General features: G+C 38.6%; 11 protein-coding genes. 6 read left to right on the top strand and 5 right to left on the bottom strand.

Annotated elements, in window-relative coordinates:
* Nucleotides 1-9 precede the first annotated feature (9 nt).
* From NY014_RS03435 to NY014_RS03445, 3 genes are read right to left on the bottom strand one after another with little or no spacing between them, the layout of a single operon-like run.
* A complete protein-coding gene (locus NY014_RS03435; RefSeq protein WP_259413129.1) occupies nucleotides 10-1,221 on the bottom strand; it encodes an ABC transporter permease in 1,212 nt (403 codons plus the stop codon).
* 10 nt (nucleotides 1,222-1,231) lie between these two features.
* The gene (locus NY014_RS03440; RefSeq protein ID WP_259413131.1) at nucleotides 1,232-2,449 is read right to left on the bottom strand and encodes an ABC transporter permease; all 1,218 of its coding nucleotides are present in this window, start codon (nucleotides 2,447-2,449) and stop codon (nucleotides 1,232-1,234) included.
* 2 nt (nucleotides 2,450-2,451) lie between these two features.
* The gene (locus tag NY014_RS03445) at nucleotides 2,452-3,204 is read right to left on the bottom strand and encodes an outer membrane lipoprotein-sorting protein (protein WP_259413132.1); all 753 of its coding nucleotides are present in this window, start codon (nucleotides 3,202-3,204) and stop codon (nucleotides 2,452-2,454) included.
* Nucleotides 3,205-3,752: 548 nt separating this feature from the next.
* Between NY014_RS03445 and NY014_RS03450 the strand changes: the two genes are divergently transcribed.
* From NY014_RS03450 to NY014_RS03475, 6 genes are all read left to right on the top strand, one after another.
* Entirely contained in the window at nucleotides 3,753-5,045 is a 1,293-nt protein-coding gene (locus NY014_RS03450) for a glycoside hydrolase 5 family protein (RefSeq protein ID WP_259413134.1), read from the top strand.
* 88 nt (nucleotides 5,046-5,133) lie between these two features.
* The gene (locus NY014_RS03455) at nucleotides 5,134-8,589 is read left to right on the top strand and encodes a 1,3-beta-D-glucan phosphorylase, GH149 family (RefSeq protein ID WP_259413135.1); all 3,456 of its coding nucleotides are present in this window, start codon (nucleotides 5,134-5,136) and stop codon (nucleotides 8,587-8,589) included.
* Nucleotides 8,590-8,610: 21 nt separating this feature from the next.
* Complete coding sequence (locus NY014_RS03460) at nucleotides 8,611-10,359, top strand: glycoside hydrolase family 3 protein (protein ID WP_259413136.1); 1,749 nt, start codon at nucleotides 8,611-8,613, stop codon at nucleotides 10,357-10,359.
* Nucleotides 10,360-10,503: 144 nt separating this feature from the next.
* Nucleotides 10,504-11,667 carry a glycoside hydrolase family 17 protein gene (locus NY014_RS03465; protein WP_259413137.1) on the top strand — a complete coding sequence of 388 codons (1,164 nt, stop codon included), beginning with the start codon at nucleotides 10,504-10,506 and terminating at the stop codon, nucleotides 11,665-11,667.
* Between the two features lie 43 nt (nucleotides 11,668-11,710).
* Entirely contained in the window at nucleotides 11,711-14,059 is a 2,349-nt protein-coding gene (locus NY014_RS03470) for an MFS transporter (RefSeq protein WP_259413138.1), read from the top strand.
* Between the two features lies 1 nt (nucleotide 14,060).
* On the top strand, nucleotides 14,061-14,945 hold the full coding sequence (locus NY014_RS03475) for a glycoside hydrolase family 17 protein (RefSeq protein WP_259413139.1): 885 nt from the start codon (nucleotides 14,061-14,063) through the stop codon (nucleotides 14,943-14,945).
* 65 nt (nucleotides 14,946-15,010) lie between these two features.
* Here the strand turns inward: NY014_RS03475 and NY014_RS03480 are convergent, their stop codons facing one another.
* Nucleotides 15,011-15,493 carry a hypothetical protein gene (locus NY014_RS03480; protein WP_259413140.1) on the bottom strand — a complete coding sequence of 161 codons (483 nt, stop codon included), beginning with the start codon at nucleotides 15,491-15,493 and terminating at the stop codon, nucleotides 15,011-15,013.
* Between the two features lie 11 nt (nucleotides 15,494-15,504).
* Entirely contained in the window at nucleotides 15,505-16,650 is a 1,146-nt protein-coding gene (locus NY014_RS03485; protein WP_259413141.1) for a DUF819 family protein, read from the bottom strand.

The following is a 16,650-nucleotide window of genomic DNA, read 5'->3' on the forward strand; positions in this document are numbered from 1 at the left end:
TTCTTAATGTTATTGCCTCAAGGCATCTGCAGGTTGCAGTTTGATGGCTTTGATTGATGGAAAAATGGAAGAAAATAGAGCTGTACTTACGACTATCAGTAATACCGAAATCAAGTTTTCCAATGGGAATTCTGGGTAAATAATACTGGTGAATCCAAAACTGGACATAGCATCTTCGGAAAATGAGGATATATCAATTCCTGCTGTAGAATAGTGGTTTATTGAAATCCAACTCATTAAAATTCCCAAAGGAACCCCTATTAAGGTCAGAATGAAGGTTTCCCCCAAAATCAGGGAGAAGACCTTGAACCTGTTCATGCCCAAAGCTGAAAGCATTCCAATTTCCCGGGTTCTTTCCAATACTGACATTAGCATAGTGTTGATAATTCCGAAGGCTAGAGCAATCATGATAATGATGATGATGATAGTTGAATATTGATCGATTGTTCCTACCATCAAGTCAGTTTCAGGGGAATTTTCTCTCCATGTCTTCACGGAATATTCAGGAAACTGTGCCACGAGCTGAGTTTTTGTAGATTCCAAGTCCTCATCTTGATTCAGTAAAATGGCTACTTCATGACAGGTATCACCTAGGCCTAGGTAACCATTGAGTCGTTCACGGTGAATGTAAACAAAGCGTTCATCCAATGAAGTATTGATCGTCTGATAAATCCCCGAGATACGAAATGCCCCTGAAATGACATTATTTTCCCTATCTGTGAAGGTTAAAACCAGTTTGGAACCAAGCTTGACCTTCATTTTGTCAGCTAGCTTTCTTCCGATAAGTATCCCGTTTTTTTTGGCGGGTTCGAGAGTCTCTCCTTCTATTATCTTATCATCGAGGGAGGAAACTACAGCCTCCTCCTCTACCCCAATTCCAAAAATCTGCACTCCTGCACTTCCCGTTGTTGTTGCTAACATTCCTTGGGAAATCGAACGGAAAGCAGCTTTTCGTATGCTTTGAACTTTGTTCAAGCTTTCCCTGATTCGATCCAATTCTAGAATAAAATTAGGGTCATAATCCTGCTTGAATTCTGGATGATGGATTTGTAAATGCGCAACTTCCGTATCGATAACAACCCGGACTCTGGATCGCATCATCCCCTCATAGAGGCCCATGACGAACAGTCCGGCAAACAAACCAATAGCTACGGAAGCCATAATGATGAGGCTTCTACTTTTGTGTCTCCAGACGTTTCGCCATGCAAATTTCAGGTTCATAATAAGGCTTTTATTTTTTCATAGCCGTAACTGGGTTGATCTTGGCAATTTTCACCAAAGGATAAAGAGATAGGACCAATCCTAGAATAAGAACCAAAACTCCTTGATTAAGGAAGATCTCAGGATTTGTGGAAGTAGGAAATATGGCTTCAAAACCAAATTCCTCATAAACTTCAGCTAGCTGACCTTTGAAGCGGATGGGATTTCTGTACAGATATACCACAATAGGAATACTGACCAAAATTCCTAATAAACACCCACTCAAAACCGTAAAAAGGGATTCCAGCATCATGACTTGCATGAGTTTGAATTTCTTCATTCCAATAGCTATTAGCATACCCATTTCGTACTTTCTCTCCACCATCATCATGAGCAAGGTTCCAAAAATTCCAAATGCTATCAGCATATAGAGAACCAATTGAATGATCACCATGCTCCCCTTGTCAGTTCGGATATGTTGCACTACCTCCGGCATCATTTCCTCCCAGGTCATTGTTTCATAAGTATCACCCAAGGAAGTTCTGATGTTTACTGCGGTTTGGTCTAGTTCATTGGTATTTTCCAAACCAATAACATATGAAGTCAGACGGTTTTCGGCACTGAAAAGTACCTGAGCATTGCTCAAAGTCATGTATAGGGATTGGTTGTTCATTTCAGGTTGCCCAAAGCGTAAAATCCCTGTAATCGGATATTTTCCCACTGCCATTGCGCCATGATAGCCTTGACCTATAAGAACGATGGAATCATTCAGCTGGAGTTTTAGCCGATGTGCCAAACCTTCCCCAAGCATAATTCCTTCATCTCCATCTTTAAGGTAATTGCCTTCGGCTACCTTGTTTTTCAGTTGGGTGATTGCATCTTCCTTTTCGGGTAAAATACCAACCACCATACAACCTTTTGTTAGGGTATCTGATGAGGCTAGGGCAAAGGATTCAAATCTTGGAGTTACAGCCTCAACATTGTCAATTTGAATAACCTGCTCTTGCAGTTCGGGTAAATTTTCAAATGTGTTTTCAAGGATCTGCTCATCCCAATATCCGCTCTTATGGACTTGAATGTAACCGGAATAGAAGCTCACCACATTTTTGATCAGGTTATCAAATACGCCTTCCTGAAGGCTGTTGGTAAGTACGGATAGAATCACAGAGAAAAATACAGCCGTAATAGTGATGGCCGTTCTGTTTCGGTTTCTCCACATATTTTTCCATGCCAGCTTAAGCAACCACATCTTTATCTGAGATTTCGCATCTGATTCATGGTGAAAAATCGATCTTCTATATTCCTGTCAAAAAGAATGCTTTTGTAAATAATCTCTGTTTTCTGGTTTTTCTTGTCCTCAGGGATCATTACAAATCGGGTGGGAATCAAGCGCCCATCCATTTCCTTGACATCATATGCATACATGGTATTGACTAAATACCCATCTTCATCGTAAAACCTTGTATGCAGTTCCAAGAAATCTTTCTTGTCAATACAGACCACCAATTTTCCCCAGACCAATGCAGCTTCGGGTTTTGGGATCATTTCAATAAGATAAGCCTCTCGCTCATTGATTATCGTATCGCCCAAGATACTATGGGTATAATCCTCAAGAATGGAGGATTCTTTTACCAAATCATCGTTGGTGAAGTCAGTTCCCATCCAGGACTGATTCATCATAGAAGGTGGAAGTTTGATGGAGCGCTCCACCGTAGGTAGCCAGTTCCAAACCTCCTTACTTCTTTTTAGGAAAACGATTCCCTTATCCTTTGCAGGAGACTGGATCAATATCATGGCATAATTGGTCCCTTTGATCCAGGTTTTCACTTCCATTTCCCTATTCCAGGTTGGACGGCTAGTTTTTATAACCATTTCTGCCATGGAAGTCTTTCCACGCATTTTTTCATCGGCTTTGCGGACGATTTCTTTGGCGTCTTGAGCCTGAATTGAAATAACTGAAAAGAAAAAAAGTATTACGGAAAACAAGAACTTAAGGAACTCCATGATTGATCTCATTATCAACCTTAAGTTATTCATTTTACACCACCCATTTTATGAGAGGAATACCTTCAAAAAATGATATTTATCATTCAAATAGAGCTATTAAAAAATGAAGTTTTCTTCCAAAAAATGAAGTATTTGAACATTTTAATGTAGGAAGGTTTGATTTTTTCTTTTGCTCCATTAATCTGAAAGCATATTTTACTTACTCAATTTTGAACTGAATTTAACCTTGATATTTCACAAATCTTTTTGTCATTTAAGACGGGACCCAATTAAGTAAAGAGTCACAAACCTTAGATATTCAACTGCAATTTCCCTTCTAGTAAAAGAAATTCTCCATTCGCTTTATTTTTCCTATTGTAGTAGTGTGGTTTTCTAATAAATATCAAGAATATAGCTTGAGATTAAGAAAAATGAGGTTTTGTAGTACTACTTAGAAAGAAATGATGTAGTCACATTTTTTGATGATTCGGCTGTTTTCAAGTTCTTCATATCATCATAAAATTCATTTACCCAAATAACCATTTTGTCTTTCGACTTAAACTGCCATGAAAAATTTCTTCCTAACGGCAATGATTCTATTTGCTGTATCTTGTTCAACTGAGAATCTAGATTACCAAGTATCCGTTTTTCATGACGATTCTGGAATGAAACTTCAAGTAAATAATGAAGACTTTTTTATAAATGGAATGAATTGGGACTATTTTCCAATTGGTACTAATTACGAATATAATCTTTGGAATCAATCAGATGATTTTATAAAAAAAGCCCTTGACGATGAGATGTCCTTACTTCGAAACATGGGAGTCAATTCAGTAAGGATTTACACAGGAATTCCCCCAAAATGGATCACCTACATTTATAAAAATTATGGTATTTACACCATGTTAAATCACTCTTTTGGTAGGTATGGATTGACTGTAGATGGTGAATGGTTAACAAATACTGATTATTCAAACCCTAGAGTTAAAAATCTTCTATTAAAGGAAGTTACAGCATTGGTAAAGGAATATCGGGGCACTGAAGGCCTCCTACTCTACTTATTAGGAAATGAAAATAACTACGGATTATTTTGGGAAGGTGCTGAAACAGAGAATATTCCAGAAGAAGACTGGGAGTCGAAAGAAAGAGCTGTAGCCATGTATAAATTATTTAATGAGGCTGCTCTTGCCATGAAAAATTTTGATTCTAGAGTTCCGGTGGCAATCTGTAATGGCGACCTGCTATTTTTAGATATAATTAAAGAGGAATGCAAAGACATAGACATTTTTGGGACTAATATGTATCGAGGCGCTTCATTTGGAGATGCATTTGAAAGGGTCAAGAATGAATTAAATAAACCTATCTTATTTACAGAGTTTGGGACTGATGCTTTCAACGCAATTGAAAAGGTGGAAGACCAGAATTCACAGTCATTTTTTATGGTGAGTAATTGGAAAGAAATCTATGAAAATGCTGCCGGATTGGGAAAGGCAGGTAATTCTATCGGAGGATACACTTTTCAGTTTAGTGATGGTTGGTGGAAGAACGGGCAAACTGCTGAGTTAGAAATCCATAATACGGAATCCACTTGGTCAAATGGAGGGTATTTTTATGATTTTGTGGAAGGAGAAAATAACATGAATGAGGAATGGTTTGGGATATGTGCCAAAGGAGAGACGACTTCAGATGGTCACTACATCTTATTTCCTCGAAAAGCTTATTATATACTTAAAAAAGCTCATCAGTTTTACCCCTATGGCAGCGAAATAACACAAGATTCATTACAAAATCATTTTTCTACCATTTTACAAACTGTAGAAGTGGCCCAAGCCGACAGATATTTAAACTCCAGAAATTGATTATTAATACAAACTGATAGGATTTTATAAATTGAGCTGAAAAATTCGCCTCTTTTTGGAATCTATTATTAAGACTTATTCCACCCATATGCAGGAAAAAATAACCGAACACAATAACCTTAATCAAGTGAAATTGGATTCAATTACTATAGGATCTGAGGATTATTTGAAAATCACAGATTCAGATCAAATCCCTCCCTTTTTCATGAGTATTATTAGCCCGTCAAATCACTGGCTATTTATAGGAAGTAATGGAGGAATCAGTGCAGGTAGAAAGGATTCGGAAAGTGCGCTTTTCCCCTACTACACGGATGATAAAATCCTTGAGTCTTCTGAAAATACAGGTTCCAAGACGATTATCCGAGTCAAAAAAAATGGGGAAATCCATATTTGGGAGCCTTTTTCTATTCATTACGCCAATCTGTATACCCTAAAAAGAAATCTATATAAAAATCGATTTGGTAATAAAATCCTTTTCGAAGAAGAAAATCTTGACTTAAACCTCACCTTCCAATACCAATGGAGCAGCAGCGATCGATTTGGTTTTGTGAAAACAAGTAAGCTTTTCAATAGCTCTAATTCTAAAACCGATATTTCCATTTTGGATGGGATCCAAAATATCATGCCTTATGGTGTTGGAAGTGCCCTTCAGGGGATTCGAAGCAACCTAGTTGATGCCTATAAGCGAAATGAACTTGAGCCGGAAAGTGGAATTGGGATTTTTGCCTTAAGCGCCATTATCGTAGATAAAGCAGAGCCTAGCGAAGCCTTGAAGGCCAATATTGCTTGGTCACTTGGACTTGGTGATTCAAAACGTCTGGTATCCTCTTCACAATTGGATGCTTTTAGGAATGGGCACAATATCGAGGAAGAAACAGATATAAAAGCCAGAAGAGGAGCTTATTTCGTTCAAGCTGATTTGGAATTGAATTCTGAGGAAACAAAGGAATGGATGATTCTAGCTGATGTGAATCAAAATGCTTCCCAGATTCGAGCATTGGCTCATAAGATCAAAACTGAAAAAGACTTGGTGAGTCTAGTCAAGGATGATATTGAGCTTGGGACAAAGGAACTAATCAAACTCAATGCTGCTGCTGACGGCTTGCAGTTGACTGCTGATTGGTTGAAAGATACCCGCCACTTTGCCAATTCGATGTTTAACATTATGCGAGGTGGCATTTTTGACCATAACTATCAAATCGAAAAAGCTGACCTAATAAGTAATATTCGAAATGCGAATAAGGAAGTTTTCTCCAGGCAAAAAAATAGTCTCAACTCCTTACCAGAACAATTTCCAGTTTCAGCTTTAAAAAAGCTTGCCGAGGAATCGAATGATCCGGATTTCAAAAGGCTTTGTTTGGAATACCTTCCTTTGAAATTTAGCCGAAGACATGGTGACCCAAGCAGACCTTGGAATCATTTTTCCATAAACACCAAAAATGAAATCGACGGATCCAAAGTATTGGATTATGCCGGTAACTGGAGAGATATTTTTCAGAATTGGGAGGCATTGGCTCTCTCCTATCCTGACTTCATTGAAGGAATGATATTTAAGTTCTTAAATGCCTCAACCTTTGATGGTTATAATCCTTATCGGATTACTAAAAACGGCATTGATTGGGAAAGAATTGAAGCAGATGACCCTTGGTCATATATTGGTTATTGGGGAGATCATCAGATTATCTATCTATTGAAATTTTTAGAATTTGCTGAAAATTACAATTCAGGTCTCCTGTCAAAATATTTCAATGAAGATGTTTTTGTTTACGCGAATGTGCCTTACAAAATCAAGCCTTATGAAGATATTCTAAAGAACCCAAAAGATACCATAGATTTTGATCACGAACTGGATCAGACTATTCAGAAAAGATGGTCCTCACTAGGTGCCGATGCTGCTTTGCTAACCAATCAGAGTGGAGCGATACATCGAGTTAATTTTATAGAAAAAATTCTTGCATCCGTTCTAGCGAAAGTATCCAATTTCATTCCCGAAGGAGGAATTTGGATGAATACCCAAAGACCGGAATGGAATGATGCGAATAATGCGCTTGTAGGCAATGGCGTGTCAATGGTAACGCTTTACTATTTGAGACGCTTTTTTGACTTTTTCCAGAAAGAATTAAGAGAAAGCCCAATTTCAGAAGTCAAAGTTTCTGAAGAGTTGTTGGAGTTTTTCTTAGAAACATATCATGCGCTGCAGTCACATGAATCTTTGCTTTCAGGGAAATTTAGCGATAAAGACAGAAAGACCGTCTTGGATTCTTTAGGCATGCCAGCTAGTAAGTACCGGTCAAAAATCTACCTAAACTCATTCAGCAGTGAGCGAAAAGCGGTTTCTATTCAGGATTTGAAAGACTTTTCAGCTCTTTGTTTGAGGTATTTGGAACATACCATAAAGGCAAACAAGCGGGAAGACAACCTTTATCATGCTTACAACCTAATGACTGTAGAAAACGATGATGAGGTGTCAGTTTCATATCTCAGTGAGATGCTTGAAGGTCAGGTTGCGGTACTTAGTTCGGGTTACTTGACCTCCGAAGAAGTAGTTTCTACACTAGATAGTCTTAGGTCCAGTAAGTTGTACCGAGAAGACCAAAACAGCTATTTACTTTATCCAAATAAGGAATTACCAGGGTTTTTGGAGAAAAACAATGTCCCAAAAGCAGATGTCATTCAATCTACTCTTTTGACTCAATTAGTGGAAAAAGGAGACAAAAGTATTATCGAAAAAGATATCAATGGTGATTTTCATTTTAATGGAAATTTCAAAAATGCCTCTGATTTAGCTACTACTTTGGATTCCTTGGATTCTGTCGATTATTCTGTTTCACAACAAGAGAAAAAAGCAATTCTTAGAACCTTTGAAAAAGTCTTTAATCACAAAGCATTCACTGGTAGGTCTGGAACTTTCTATGGTTATGAAGGCCTTGGATCCATCTACTGGCACATGGTTTCCAAGCTTCAATTGGCAGTAGAGGAATGTTGTGTAAAGGCATTCAAGGAAAATGCATCAAAGGTGATTTTGGACAAGCTTATTGCTCATTATTATGAAATTAATGAAGGCATAGGAGTTCATAAATCTCCTAGTGTTTATGGTGCATTCCCTACTGATCCATATTCCCATACTCCAGCTAGTAAAGGTGCTCAGCAACCTGGAATGACTGGTCAGGTGAAAGAAGATATCATCTGTCGCTTTGGGGAATTGGGGGTGTTCATTGAAAATGGACAGCTTTCCTTCAAACCAATCATGCTAAAGAAATCAGAGTTTTTGAACAAAGGTCAAGTCTTCAATTATTTCAATGTGGAAGGAAAGGCTGTTCAAATTCCGGTTAATGAGAATTCTCTCTGCTTTACATTCTGTCAAGTTCCAATAGTGTATAAAATCGGTTCGAAAAATGGAATTGAAGCAAGCCTCGAAAATGGTAAAGAAATTCAGCAGAAAGGCAATTTGTTGCTTTCCAAAGAATTGAGCCAAAAGATCTTTGATCGAACCGGAGAGGTCCAGAAATTAATTGTCCATCTAGATAGTAGCTTCTTTCAATAAGGAGGTTTTTCCATTTTTTCTATGGCAAAAAAGTTTAATATCGATCTGGATTTAGAGCAAAAAGTGGATGCTTTGATTTCTCAGATGACTCTGGAAGAAAAAATCGGTCAAATGAGTCAGGTTCGTCACTTTGATGATATCAGCCCTGAGGATATCAAAACAAAGTATATCGGCTCTGTAATTCATACCCAAGGTCCCCTACCCGGTTCAAATGCTGAAGAATGGCAAGAGAAATTTGCCATGCTTCAAAAGCACGTATTATCTACTAGGCTTAAGATTCCTCTTCTATTCGGAGTGGATGCAGTTCATGGACAAAACACTTATGAAGGAGCTACTATTTTCCCTCATAATATTGGTTTAGGAGCTACGGGAAATGATGAATTGGTAGAAAAAGCAGCAGCCATTACCGCTTTAGAATCTAAGGCTACGGGATTCAATTGGGTTTTTTCTCCCTGCGTTGCTATTCCCATGAATGAAAAATGGGGACGTGTTTATGAAGCATTTTCTGAATGTCCTGATTTGACATCCCGGTTGGCAAAAGCCTCTGTCAAAGGACATCAAGGACATGGAGACACTGGAGTTATGGCTACTGCCAAACATTTTATTGGTGATGGAGCAACGGATTTCGGTGTTGAAGGTGGTAATTGCTCTCTTTCCCGAGAGGAAGTTGTCGAACGTCTTATTCCTCCCTATCAAGCTGCTATAGAATCCGGTGTAGCATCAATAATGGCTTCTTTTAATACACTGGACGGCATTCCTATGCATGCTCATAAAGCACTAATTACAGGACTTTTGAAGAACGAGCTTCAATTTGACGGGATTGTAGTATCTGATTGGAAGGCTTATTCTCGTTTCGGTAGAAATGACATTATCAATGCTGGTATCGATATGGTAATGGCTGTTGATGGGGATTTGGATGATTTTCAGGAAGGAGTAAAAAGTGCCGTTTTAGAAGGTGTCATCTCTGAAGATAGAATCAATGATGCTGTGCGAAGGATATTGAGGCAAAAATTTCGATTTGGTCTCTTTGATAATCCTTTTCCTGATAAAAGCCTAATTGGTAAAATAGGAATCCCTGAACATAGAGCTGTTGCGAGGCAGGCTGTTCGTGAATCCTTGGTGCTTTTAAAAAATGAAAATCAGGTTTTGCCTTTAAAGAAGAATTCCAAAATCGCTGTAGTCGGACCTTTTGCAAATAACTCCGGACTTCAGTCTGGCGGTTGGACGATCAACTGGCAAGGAAATACCGAAAGTTATCAAGGTGCTACCACCATCTTAGAAGGTATCCGAAAGTTTTCTTCTGGAGAAGTAATTTATGATCAGGACGGAACGGCGGAAGTGGATGATGTGGATGTCGCTGTGATTGTAGTTGGTGAAAATCCCTATGCGGAGTTTTTCGGAGATATTGGGGGTGAGATGAACTTATTTCAGCTGACATTGACTGAAGAGCATCAGAAATACATATCTAATTACACCGAGAAAGGTATAAAGACGGTGGTTATTTTGATTTCAGGAAGGCCTTTAGTGATCACGGAGCAATTGGAACAAAGCGATGCTTTTGTTGCCGCTTGGCTTCCTGGATCAGAGGGAGATGGAATAGCAGAAGTCTTATTCGGACAATTTGATTTCAAAGGTAAACTCCCTCATTCCTGGCCAAAAAGTGTGGAAGATTACCAAGGAAAATTTGGACCTAATTATTGGGATAATTCGATTGAACCGCTTTTTCCGTTTGGTTATGGTCTGAATTATCAAAAAAATACAAGCTCATAAATTAGTCTAGTATACAAAAATGACATTACCATGAATTTGAGGTACTTCAAATCAATATGCATCGGAATAGCTATAATGGTGGCTTTTTCATGCGCTAACAAAACAACGGAGAAGGAAACAAATAACTCAACAAATCAAAAAATAGTGACTGCAAAAGAAATTTTAGGAAACTCAGCTTATCAGGCGATTTCATATGAGGGGTACAGAGCTAAATCAAGAGATATTCAGCCTAGTATACCTCAATTAAAAGAAGATTTGAGAATCTTATCCGCAATGGGTATCAAAATACTCCGGACCTACAATGTGCAGTTTGCCCACGCTTCTAATCTTCTTAAAGCAATTAGTGAAATGAAGAGTGAAGATCCTGATTTTGAAATGTACGTGATGCTGGGAGCTTGGATTGATTGTAAGAATGCTTGGACTGACCAAGAACCTGATCATGATGTAGAAAGTGAGCAAAACGAAGGGGAAATCAATCGAGCTGTCGCTCTTGCCAATCAATATCCAGATATCGTGAAGGTCTTGGCAGTAGGTAACGAGGCAATGGTAAAATGGGCTACTAGTTACTACGTTCAGCCATCTGTTATCCTAAAATGGGTGAATTACCTACAAGACCTAAAGGCGAATGGCAAGCTTCCAAAAGATCTTTGGATTACGAGTTCGGATGATTTTTCCTCTTGGGGAGGTGGAGATCCTCTTTATCATACCGAGGACTTGGCCAAATTGGTGAAGGCTGTGGATTATATTTCCATGCATACCTACCCTTATCACAATACACACTACAATCCAGATTTTTGGAGAGTTCCTATAGAAGAATCAAAACTTTCTGAGATTGAAAAAGTGGATGCAGCAATGCTTCGAGCCTTGGATTTTGCAAAGGCTCAATATGATTCCGTCACCAATTACATGAAAAGCTTGGGTGTAAATAAGCCTGTTCATATAGGAGAAACAGGATGGGCTTCTGTATCTGATGGTCTTTATGGACCAGATGGTTCTCATGCTACTGATGAATACAAACAAGCTCGCTATTATCAGTTGATGCGTGAATGGACCGATGAAGCAGGTATTTCCTGTTTCTTTTTTGAAGGATTCAACGAACCTTGGAAAGACGCGAATAACCCGATCGGATCGGAAAATCATTTTGGCTTGTTCACAGAGACCGGTCAGGCTAAATATGCAATGTGGGATTTAGTCGATCAGGGTGTTTTTGAAAATCTCACCCGAGATGGGAATCCAATTGATAAAACCTTTGATGGGGATAAAGAACGTCTCATGCAGGGAGTCATGGCACCTCCTGCTAAATATTAACCAAAAAATAATCAATGCTTTTTACCATTAACCCTTAATAACCATGTCAACCACCTCGAAAAAAGTACCCATGGGCCAAAAAATTGCCTTCGGAGTGGGTATGCTAGCAAATCAAATGTTCCCCGCATCTCTAGGGATATTCATGGTTGTGCTAGTGCAAAACCTAGGCTTTCCAGGATGGATGTGGGGAATTGTCTATTTCCTCCCTCGTGTCCTTGATGCAGTAACAGACCCTATTATGGGTTTCATCTCAGATAACACAAAATCTGTTTGGGGAAGACGAAGGCAATATGTTCTACTAGGTGCGATTTTGATGGGTGTGGCTTTTTCCGTGATGTGGCAGCTTTATGGAGAAAATAGCGTGAATTATAACTTCACTTACTTTCTATTAATGTCTTTCGCATTTTATATAGGGCTCACCATATTTAGTGTTCCTTATGTAGCCATGGGCTATGAAATGAGTGAGGATTTCCATGAACGTACCCAAATTATGGCAATTGCTCAATGGATTGGTCAGTGGGCTTGGGTAATTGCACCTTGGTTTTGGGTGATCATGTACGAGCCAAGTTGGTTCCCAAATCCAGAATCAGCGACCCGAGAACTTGCCATTTGGGTTGGGGTGATTTTTGCGATTTGTGCTATGGTTCCAGCTATTTTTATTCCTAGTAAATCCACAAAAAATGAGAATTTTTCCCCTCTTACTTTTAATGCTATTGGAGATAGCTTAAGCCAAATTGTTAGAGGCTTTAAAGAAGCATTTTCTCTAAAGCCTTTCCGTAAACTTTGTATTTCCACATTTTTCATATTCAACGCCTTTAATACGGTAGCTGGATTTGTCTTCTTCATTGTTGTATGGTACCTGTTTAATGGCGATGCGGGCGCTGCTGGTTATTGGACTCCTATATTTGGAAGTGTGGGTGCTTTGGTTACCACCTTTATTGTGATTCCTATTGTAGCCTGGATGTCCAAAAAAATCGGGAAGAAAAATGCCTTTATGGTGTCACAGGGGATTGCTTTGATTGGTTATACTTCTTTGTGGTTCCTTTTCGTTCCCGGGAAACCTTGGATGTTTATCTTCTCACTTCCTTTTCACTCTTTCGGTATAGGTAGCCTTTTTGTGTTGATGATGTCCATGACTGCGGATGTGATCGATTTGGATGAATTAAACTACGGCAAACGAAGAGAAGGGGTATTCGGTGCTATTTATTGGTATATGGTCAAATTCGGATTTGCCATTGCCGGTGGTTTGAGTGGGGTGATTTTGACGGTTGTTGGCTTCGATGGAAATGCCGCTGTCCAACCGGAAGGAGCTGTTACTGGATTGAGGTTGTTCTTTTCAGGTTTACCCATGTTGGGTACTATAGTCGCTATGTACTTAATGCATGACTACGATGTAGATGAAGCAAGAGCAAATGAAATTCGGGAAGAATTAAAGAAACGAAAAGCAGAAAAGGATAAACCTGAAATTGCTTACACTGGATATCAAATAGAAAAAATCTTTACGCTCACAGAAAGGGAAAAGCAAGAAGTAGCGAATCTCAAGCATGAATACGGGAATAAATCAATTTCTGATTTGAAAAACCAATTTGCACAGGTTCTTAATGAAGGGTTTCATGGCATGTGCTTTAGCCCATACCTAGAAGGACAGAATATTGGTGATACACTTTCCGAAGATCAGATAAGACGAAGAATGGAAATCATCGCACCGCATACGCAATGGGTACGCTCTTTCTCTTGTACAGATGGAAATGAATTGATTCCAAAGATTGCACGAGAAAAAGGCTTGAAAACCATGGTAGGTGCTTGGTTAGGTACTGATAAAATCAAAAACGAAGCAGAAATAGCACAGCTTGTTGAATTGGCAAAAGAAGGGCTCGTAGACATAGCTGTTGTTGGTAATGAGGTATTACTTCGAAATGAACTCACAGAGCAGGAAGTCATCGATTATCTTCAACAAGTAAAAGAAGCATTGCCAACGTTACCCGTAAGTTATGTCGATACCTATTTCCAACTTTCGCAACGACCTGAATTAATCAAAATTTGTGATTTAGTCTTAGCTAACTGCTATCCTTTCTGGGAAGGTTGCGATATCGATCAAGCTCCTATTTATTTGCAAAAAATGTATGAAATGGTTAAGGCTGCTGCTGGTGGAAAAGAAGTCATCATCACAGAGACGGGATGGCCGGATTCAGGAGAAGGAATGCAAGAAGCAAAAGCTTCTCCTAAGAATGCCATGCAATACCTAATTGCCACCAATAAATGGGCAAAAAATGAAGGAATTGGATTGTTCAATTTCTCCTCATTTGATGAGCCATGGAAAGTACACCATGAAGGTGAAGTTGGTCAGAGCTGGGGTATTTGGGATAAAAACGAAACCTTAAAATATAAATAAAATGTCTTTTAACGCTGACAAAGTTTTGTCACTTGCAGGAAAAAACCTGCAGGGATTATCCTATCAGGAATTATCAGAAACATTTAATGAATTGCTTCAATCTGGAATGCATGGTCTCTGTTTCAGTCCTTATGTGGAAGGACAGCAGCCAGGTGATACATTGACCGAAGAGCAGGTTCGAAGAAGATTAGAAATCATCCGTCCATATACGAACTGGGTTCGGTCATTTTCCTGTACAGAGGGAAATGAATTGATTCCTATGATCGCGAAAGAAATGGGAATGAAGACCTTGGTGGGAGCATGGCTTGGAAAGGATGACGAAATAAATCAAGAAGAAGTTAAAGGCTTGATTAAGCTTGCCAAGGAAGGTTATGTAGATATTGCAGCGGTAGGTAATGAGGTAATGTACCGAAAAGACCTTACTGAAGACCAGCTCCTCGATTTCATCGAGATGGTCAAAAAGGAATTACCCAAAGTACCTGTTGGCTATGTGGATGCATACTATGAATTTGAGCTAAAGCCTCGTATCACCGATGCCTGTGATGTAATCTTGGCCAACTGTTACCCTTATTGGGAAGGCTGTGTTTTGGAGTATTCCTTATTGTATATCAAGGACATGTACAATCGCGCTTTGAGAGCTGGAAATGGCAAAAAAGTAATTATTACAGAAACAGGTTGGCCAAGTCAGGGAACTCCACTTTATGGAGCTATTCCTTCTGATGAAAATTTCATGAAGTATTTCATCAATATCCAAACTTGGTCCAAACTGGATTCAGTAGATATTTTCTATTTCTCATCATTTGATGAATCCTGGAAAGTAGGCGCAGAAGGTGATGTTGGCGCTTATTGGGGGATTTGGGATAAGGATGAAAAATTGAAGTATTGAAAGTTTTAAATCACAATGAGCCAATCGAATTCGATTGGCTTTTTTTTAGAATAAAAGCCAAGAACTCAATTAAAATCCTTAAGCTCTTCTAATTTGAACTGAAAATCTGCCTGAAGGTCCACATGTAAACTCTCAAGAATCCTCTGAGCTTTTCCAATTTGGATGTTAAAAAGGTTAGTAATTACGGGATGACGAAAATCCAAAAAACCGTGATCTTTTAATTTTTCGCAGAAATATAAAATCAGTTCCACTTGATCAGCTTTGTTTTTACTCAGCTTTAGTGCTTTGTTTAACTTTCTTCGAATGGCTTGAGCCGATTTTTTTGTATAGTAATAATTCCCTGTATTTACAGAATCGAATGCTTCATCCAATTCTTCTTTTACAGAGTCTACAAAGAGACGTGGATCAAACTTTTCATTCATTTTGAAGTAGAGATAAGCTTTATTATCCCTACTTAATTTGGAGAGATCTGTAATCAATGATATCAACTCTTTTTCAGAGAGAAAGCTTAATTCTTTTTTAAGTTCTGCCAAACTTGGAATCTGCATGGAAAAGGTTTTTAAAGCAATTGAAATAGATAAATGTTAAGCATTCCCCAGGCTGTACCGGTAACCATGCTTAATATAGCCAGTAAAACCGCATGAGGCATCAAATCCTTTCGATAGGCAGCTGTTACGGCTGGAGCAGTTGAAATACCTCCCAAATTAGCCATTGATGCGATTGGAGCCCAAATCAAATTTAGGTTCAGGACTTTAGATACGATAAGCATTCCTAAAAAATGCAAGATCAGCCAACAAATTACGATTCCCACAAAAGTCCAAGGCAAAGTTAAATTGCTGAAATCAAGCTTTAATCCCAAAATAGCCATCACTAGAATAATCCCAATTCCTCCTAACTTAAGTGAGTATTTGGTGTTCCAAATGGGAATAAAATTGCCCAAGGCTAATCCAATTAGAGATAGCACAATTACGGTATTCAGAAAAGATAGCTCTAAATAAAACGTAAGAAGGGCAATTCCAGCAAAAATTAAGATGATGAATAAAGGGCGAATCTTTGTTCCAGTTTGTTTCGTGGGATCGGCGTTTAGATTTTCAGGAAGTTTATCATTGATTCCAAAAAGTAGGCTTAACCTCTCCCCTTTTTTGATAAACTGGAACATTAGAATGGTCCAAATATTCACCAAAATATTGTCTAAGACTAGAACAGATAGAAATAGATTTTCTGGTGTTTCGGCTAACTCTTTTAGAATTAACTGGGAGGTGCTCCCTCCAATCCAACCGCCAACTATGGGAACTAATCCCTTCCAATAGGAATCCCCAATAAACATGGCTTCCGACTGTGGAGAAATTGCTCCAGAAATAAGGACCAATAGCACCGGTAGTGTTGCGATGATTAAACTTCCTGCTATAAATAAAATTAATGGTCTCCATCCTACAATTGTCAACTGTTTGATTGGTAAAGAAGACATCACAGCAAGCAAGGTAATTGGTATTATAGCATTCCTGCTCCAATTGTGAACTTCCACTTGAGACAAGTCCCATTGAAACGCGTGGGTAAAAGCAGCAGGAATGACATAAGCGAATAGAATTGCCGGAAACCAGTTTAATATCCCTTGAATAATCCTATTGTTTATAGTGTTGATTTTCAATACTATAAAAACTGTCACTGAAACTAGCAAAATAGAAATTATCTCTTGCGAATTCAT

It is taken from the genome of Algoriphagus limi (assembly GCF_024919275.1).
Lineage (GTDB): Bacteria > Bacteroidota > Bacteroidia > Cytophagales > Cyclobacteriaceae > Algoriphagus > Algoriphagus limi.

Excerpts from the sequence above, each read along its gene's own strand:
- NY014_RS03435 (WP_259413129.1), bottom strand. The coding sequence starts at position 1,221 with ATGAACCTGAAATTTGCATGGCGAAACGTCTGGAGACACAAAAGTAGA.
- NY014_RS03440 (WP_259413131.1), bottom strand. The coding sequence starts at position 2,449 with ATGTGGTTGCTTAAGCTGGCATGGAAAAATATGTGGAGAAACCGAAAC.
- NY014_RS03445 (WP_259413132.1), bottom strand. The coding sequence starts at position 3,204 with ATGGAGTTCCTTAAGTTCTTGTTTTCCGTAATACTTTTTTTCTTTTCA.
- NY014_RS03450 (WP_259413134.1), top strand. The coding sequence starts at position 3,753 with ATGAAAAATTTCTTCCTAACGGCAATGATTCTATTTGCTGTATCTTGT.
- NY014_RS03455 (WP_259413135.1), top strand. The coding sequence starts at position 5,134 with ATGCAGGAAAAAATAACCGAACACAATAACCTTAATCAAGTGAAATTG.
- NY014_RS03460 (WP_259413136.1), top strand. The coding sequence starts at position 8,611 with ATGGCAAAAAAGTTTAATATCGATCTGGATTTAGAGCAAAAAGTGGAT.
- NY014_RS03470 (WP_259413138.1), top strand. The coding sequence starts at position 11,711 with ATGTCAACCACCTCGAAAAAAGTACCCATGGGCCAAAAAATTGCCTTC.
- NY014_RS03475 (WP_259413139.1), top strand. The coding sequence starts at position 14,061 with ATGTCTTTTAACGCTGACAAAGTTTTGTCACTTGCAGGAAAAAACCTG.
- NY014_RS03480 (WP_259413140.1), bottom strand. The coding sequence starts at position 15,493 with ATGCAGATTCCAAGTTTGGCAGAACTTAAAAAAGAATTAAGCTTTCTC.
- NY014_RS03485 (WP_259413141.1), bottom strand. The coding sequence starts at position 16,650 with ATGAATTCGCAAGAGATAATTTCTATTTTGCTAGTTTCAGTGACAGTT.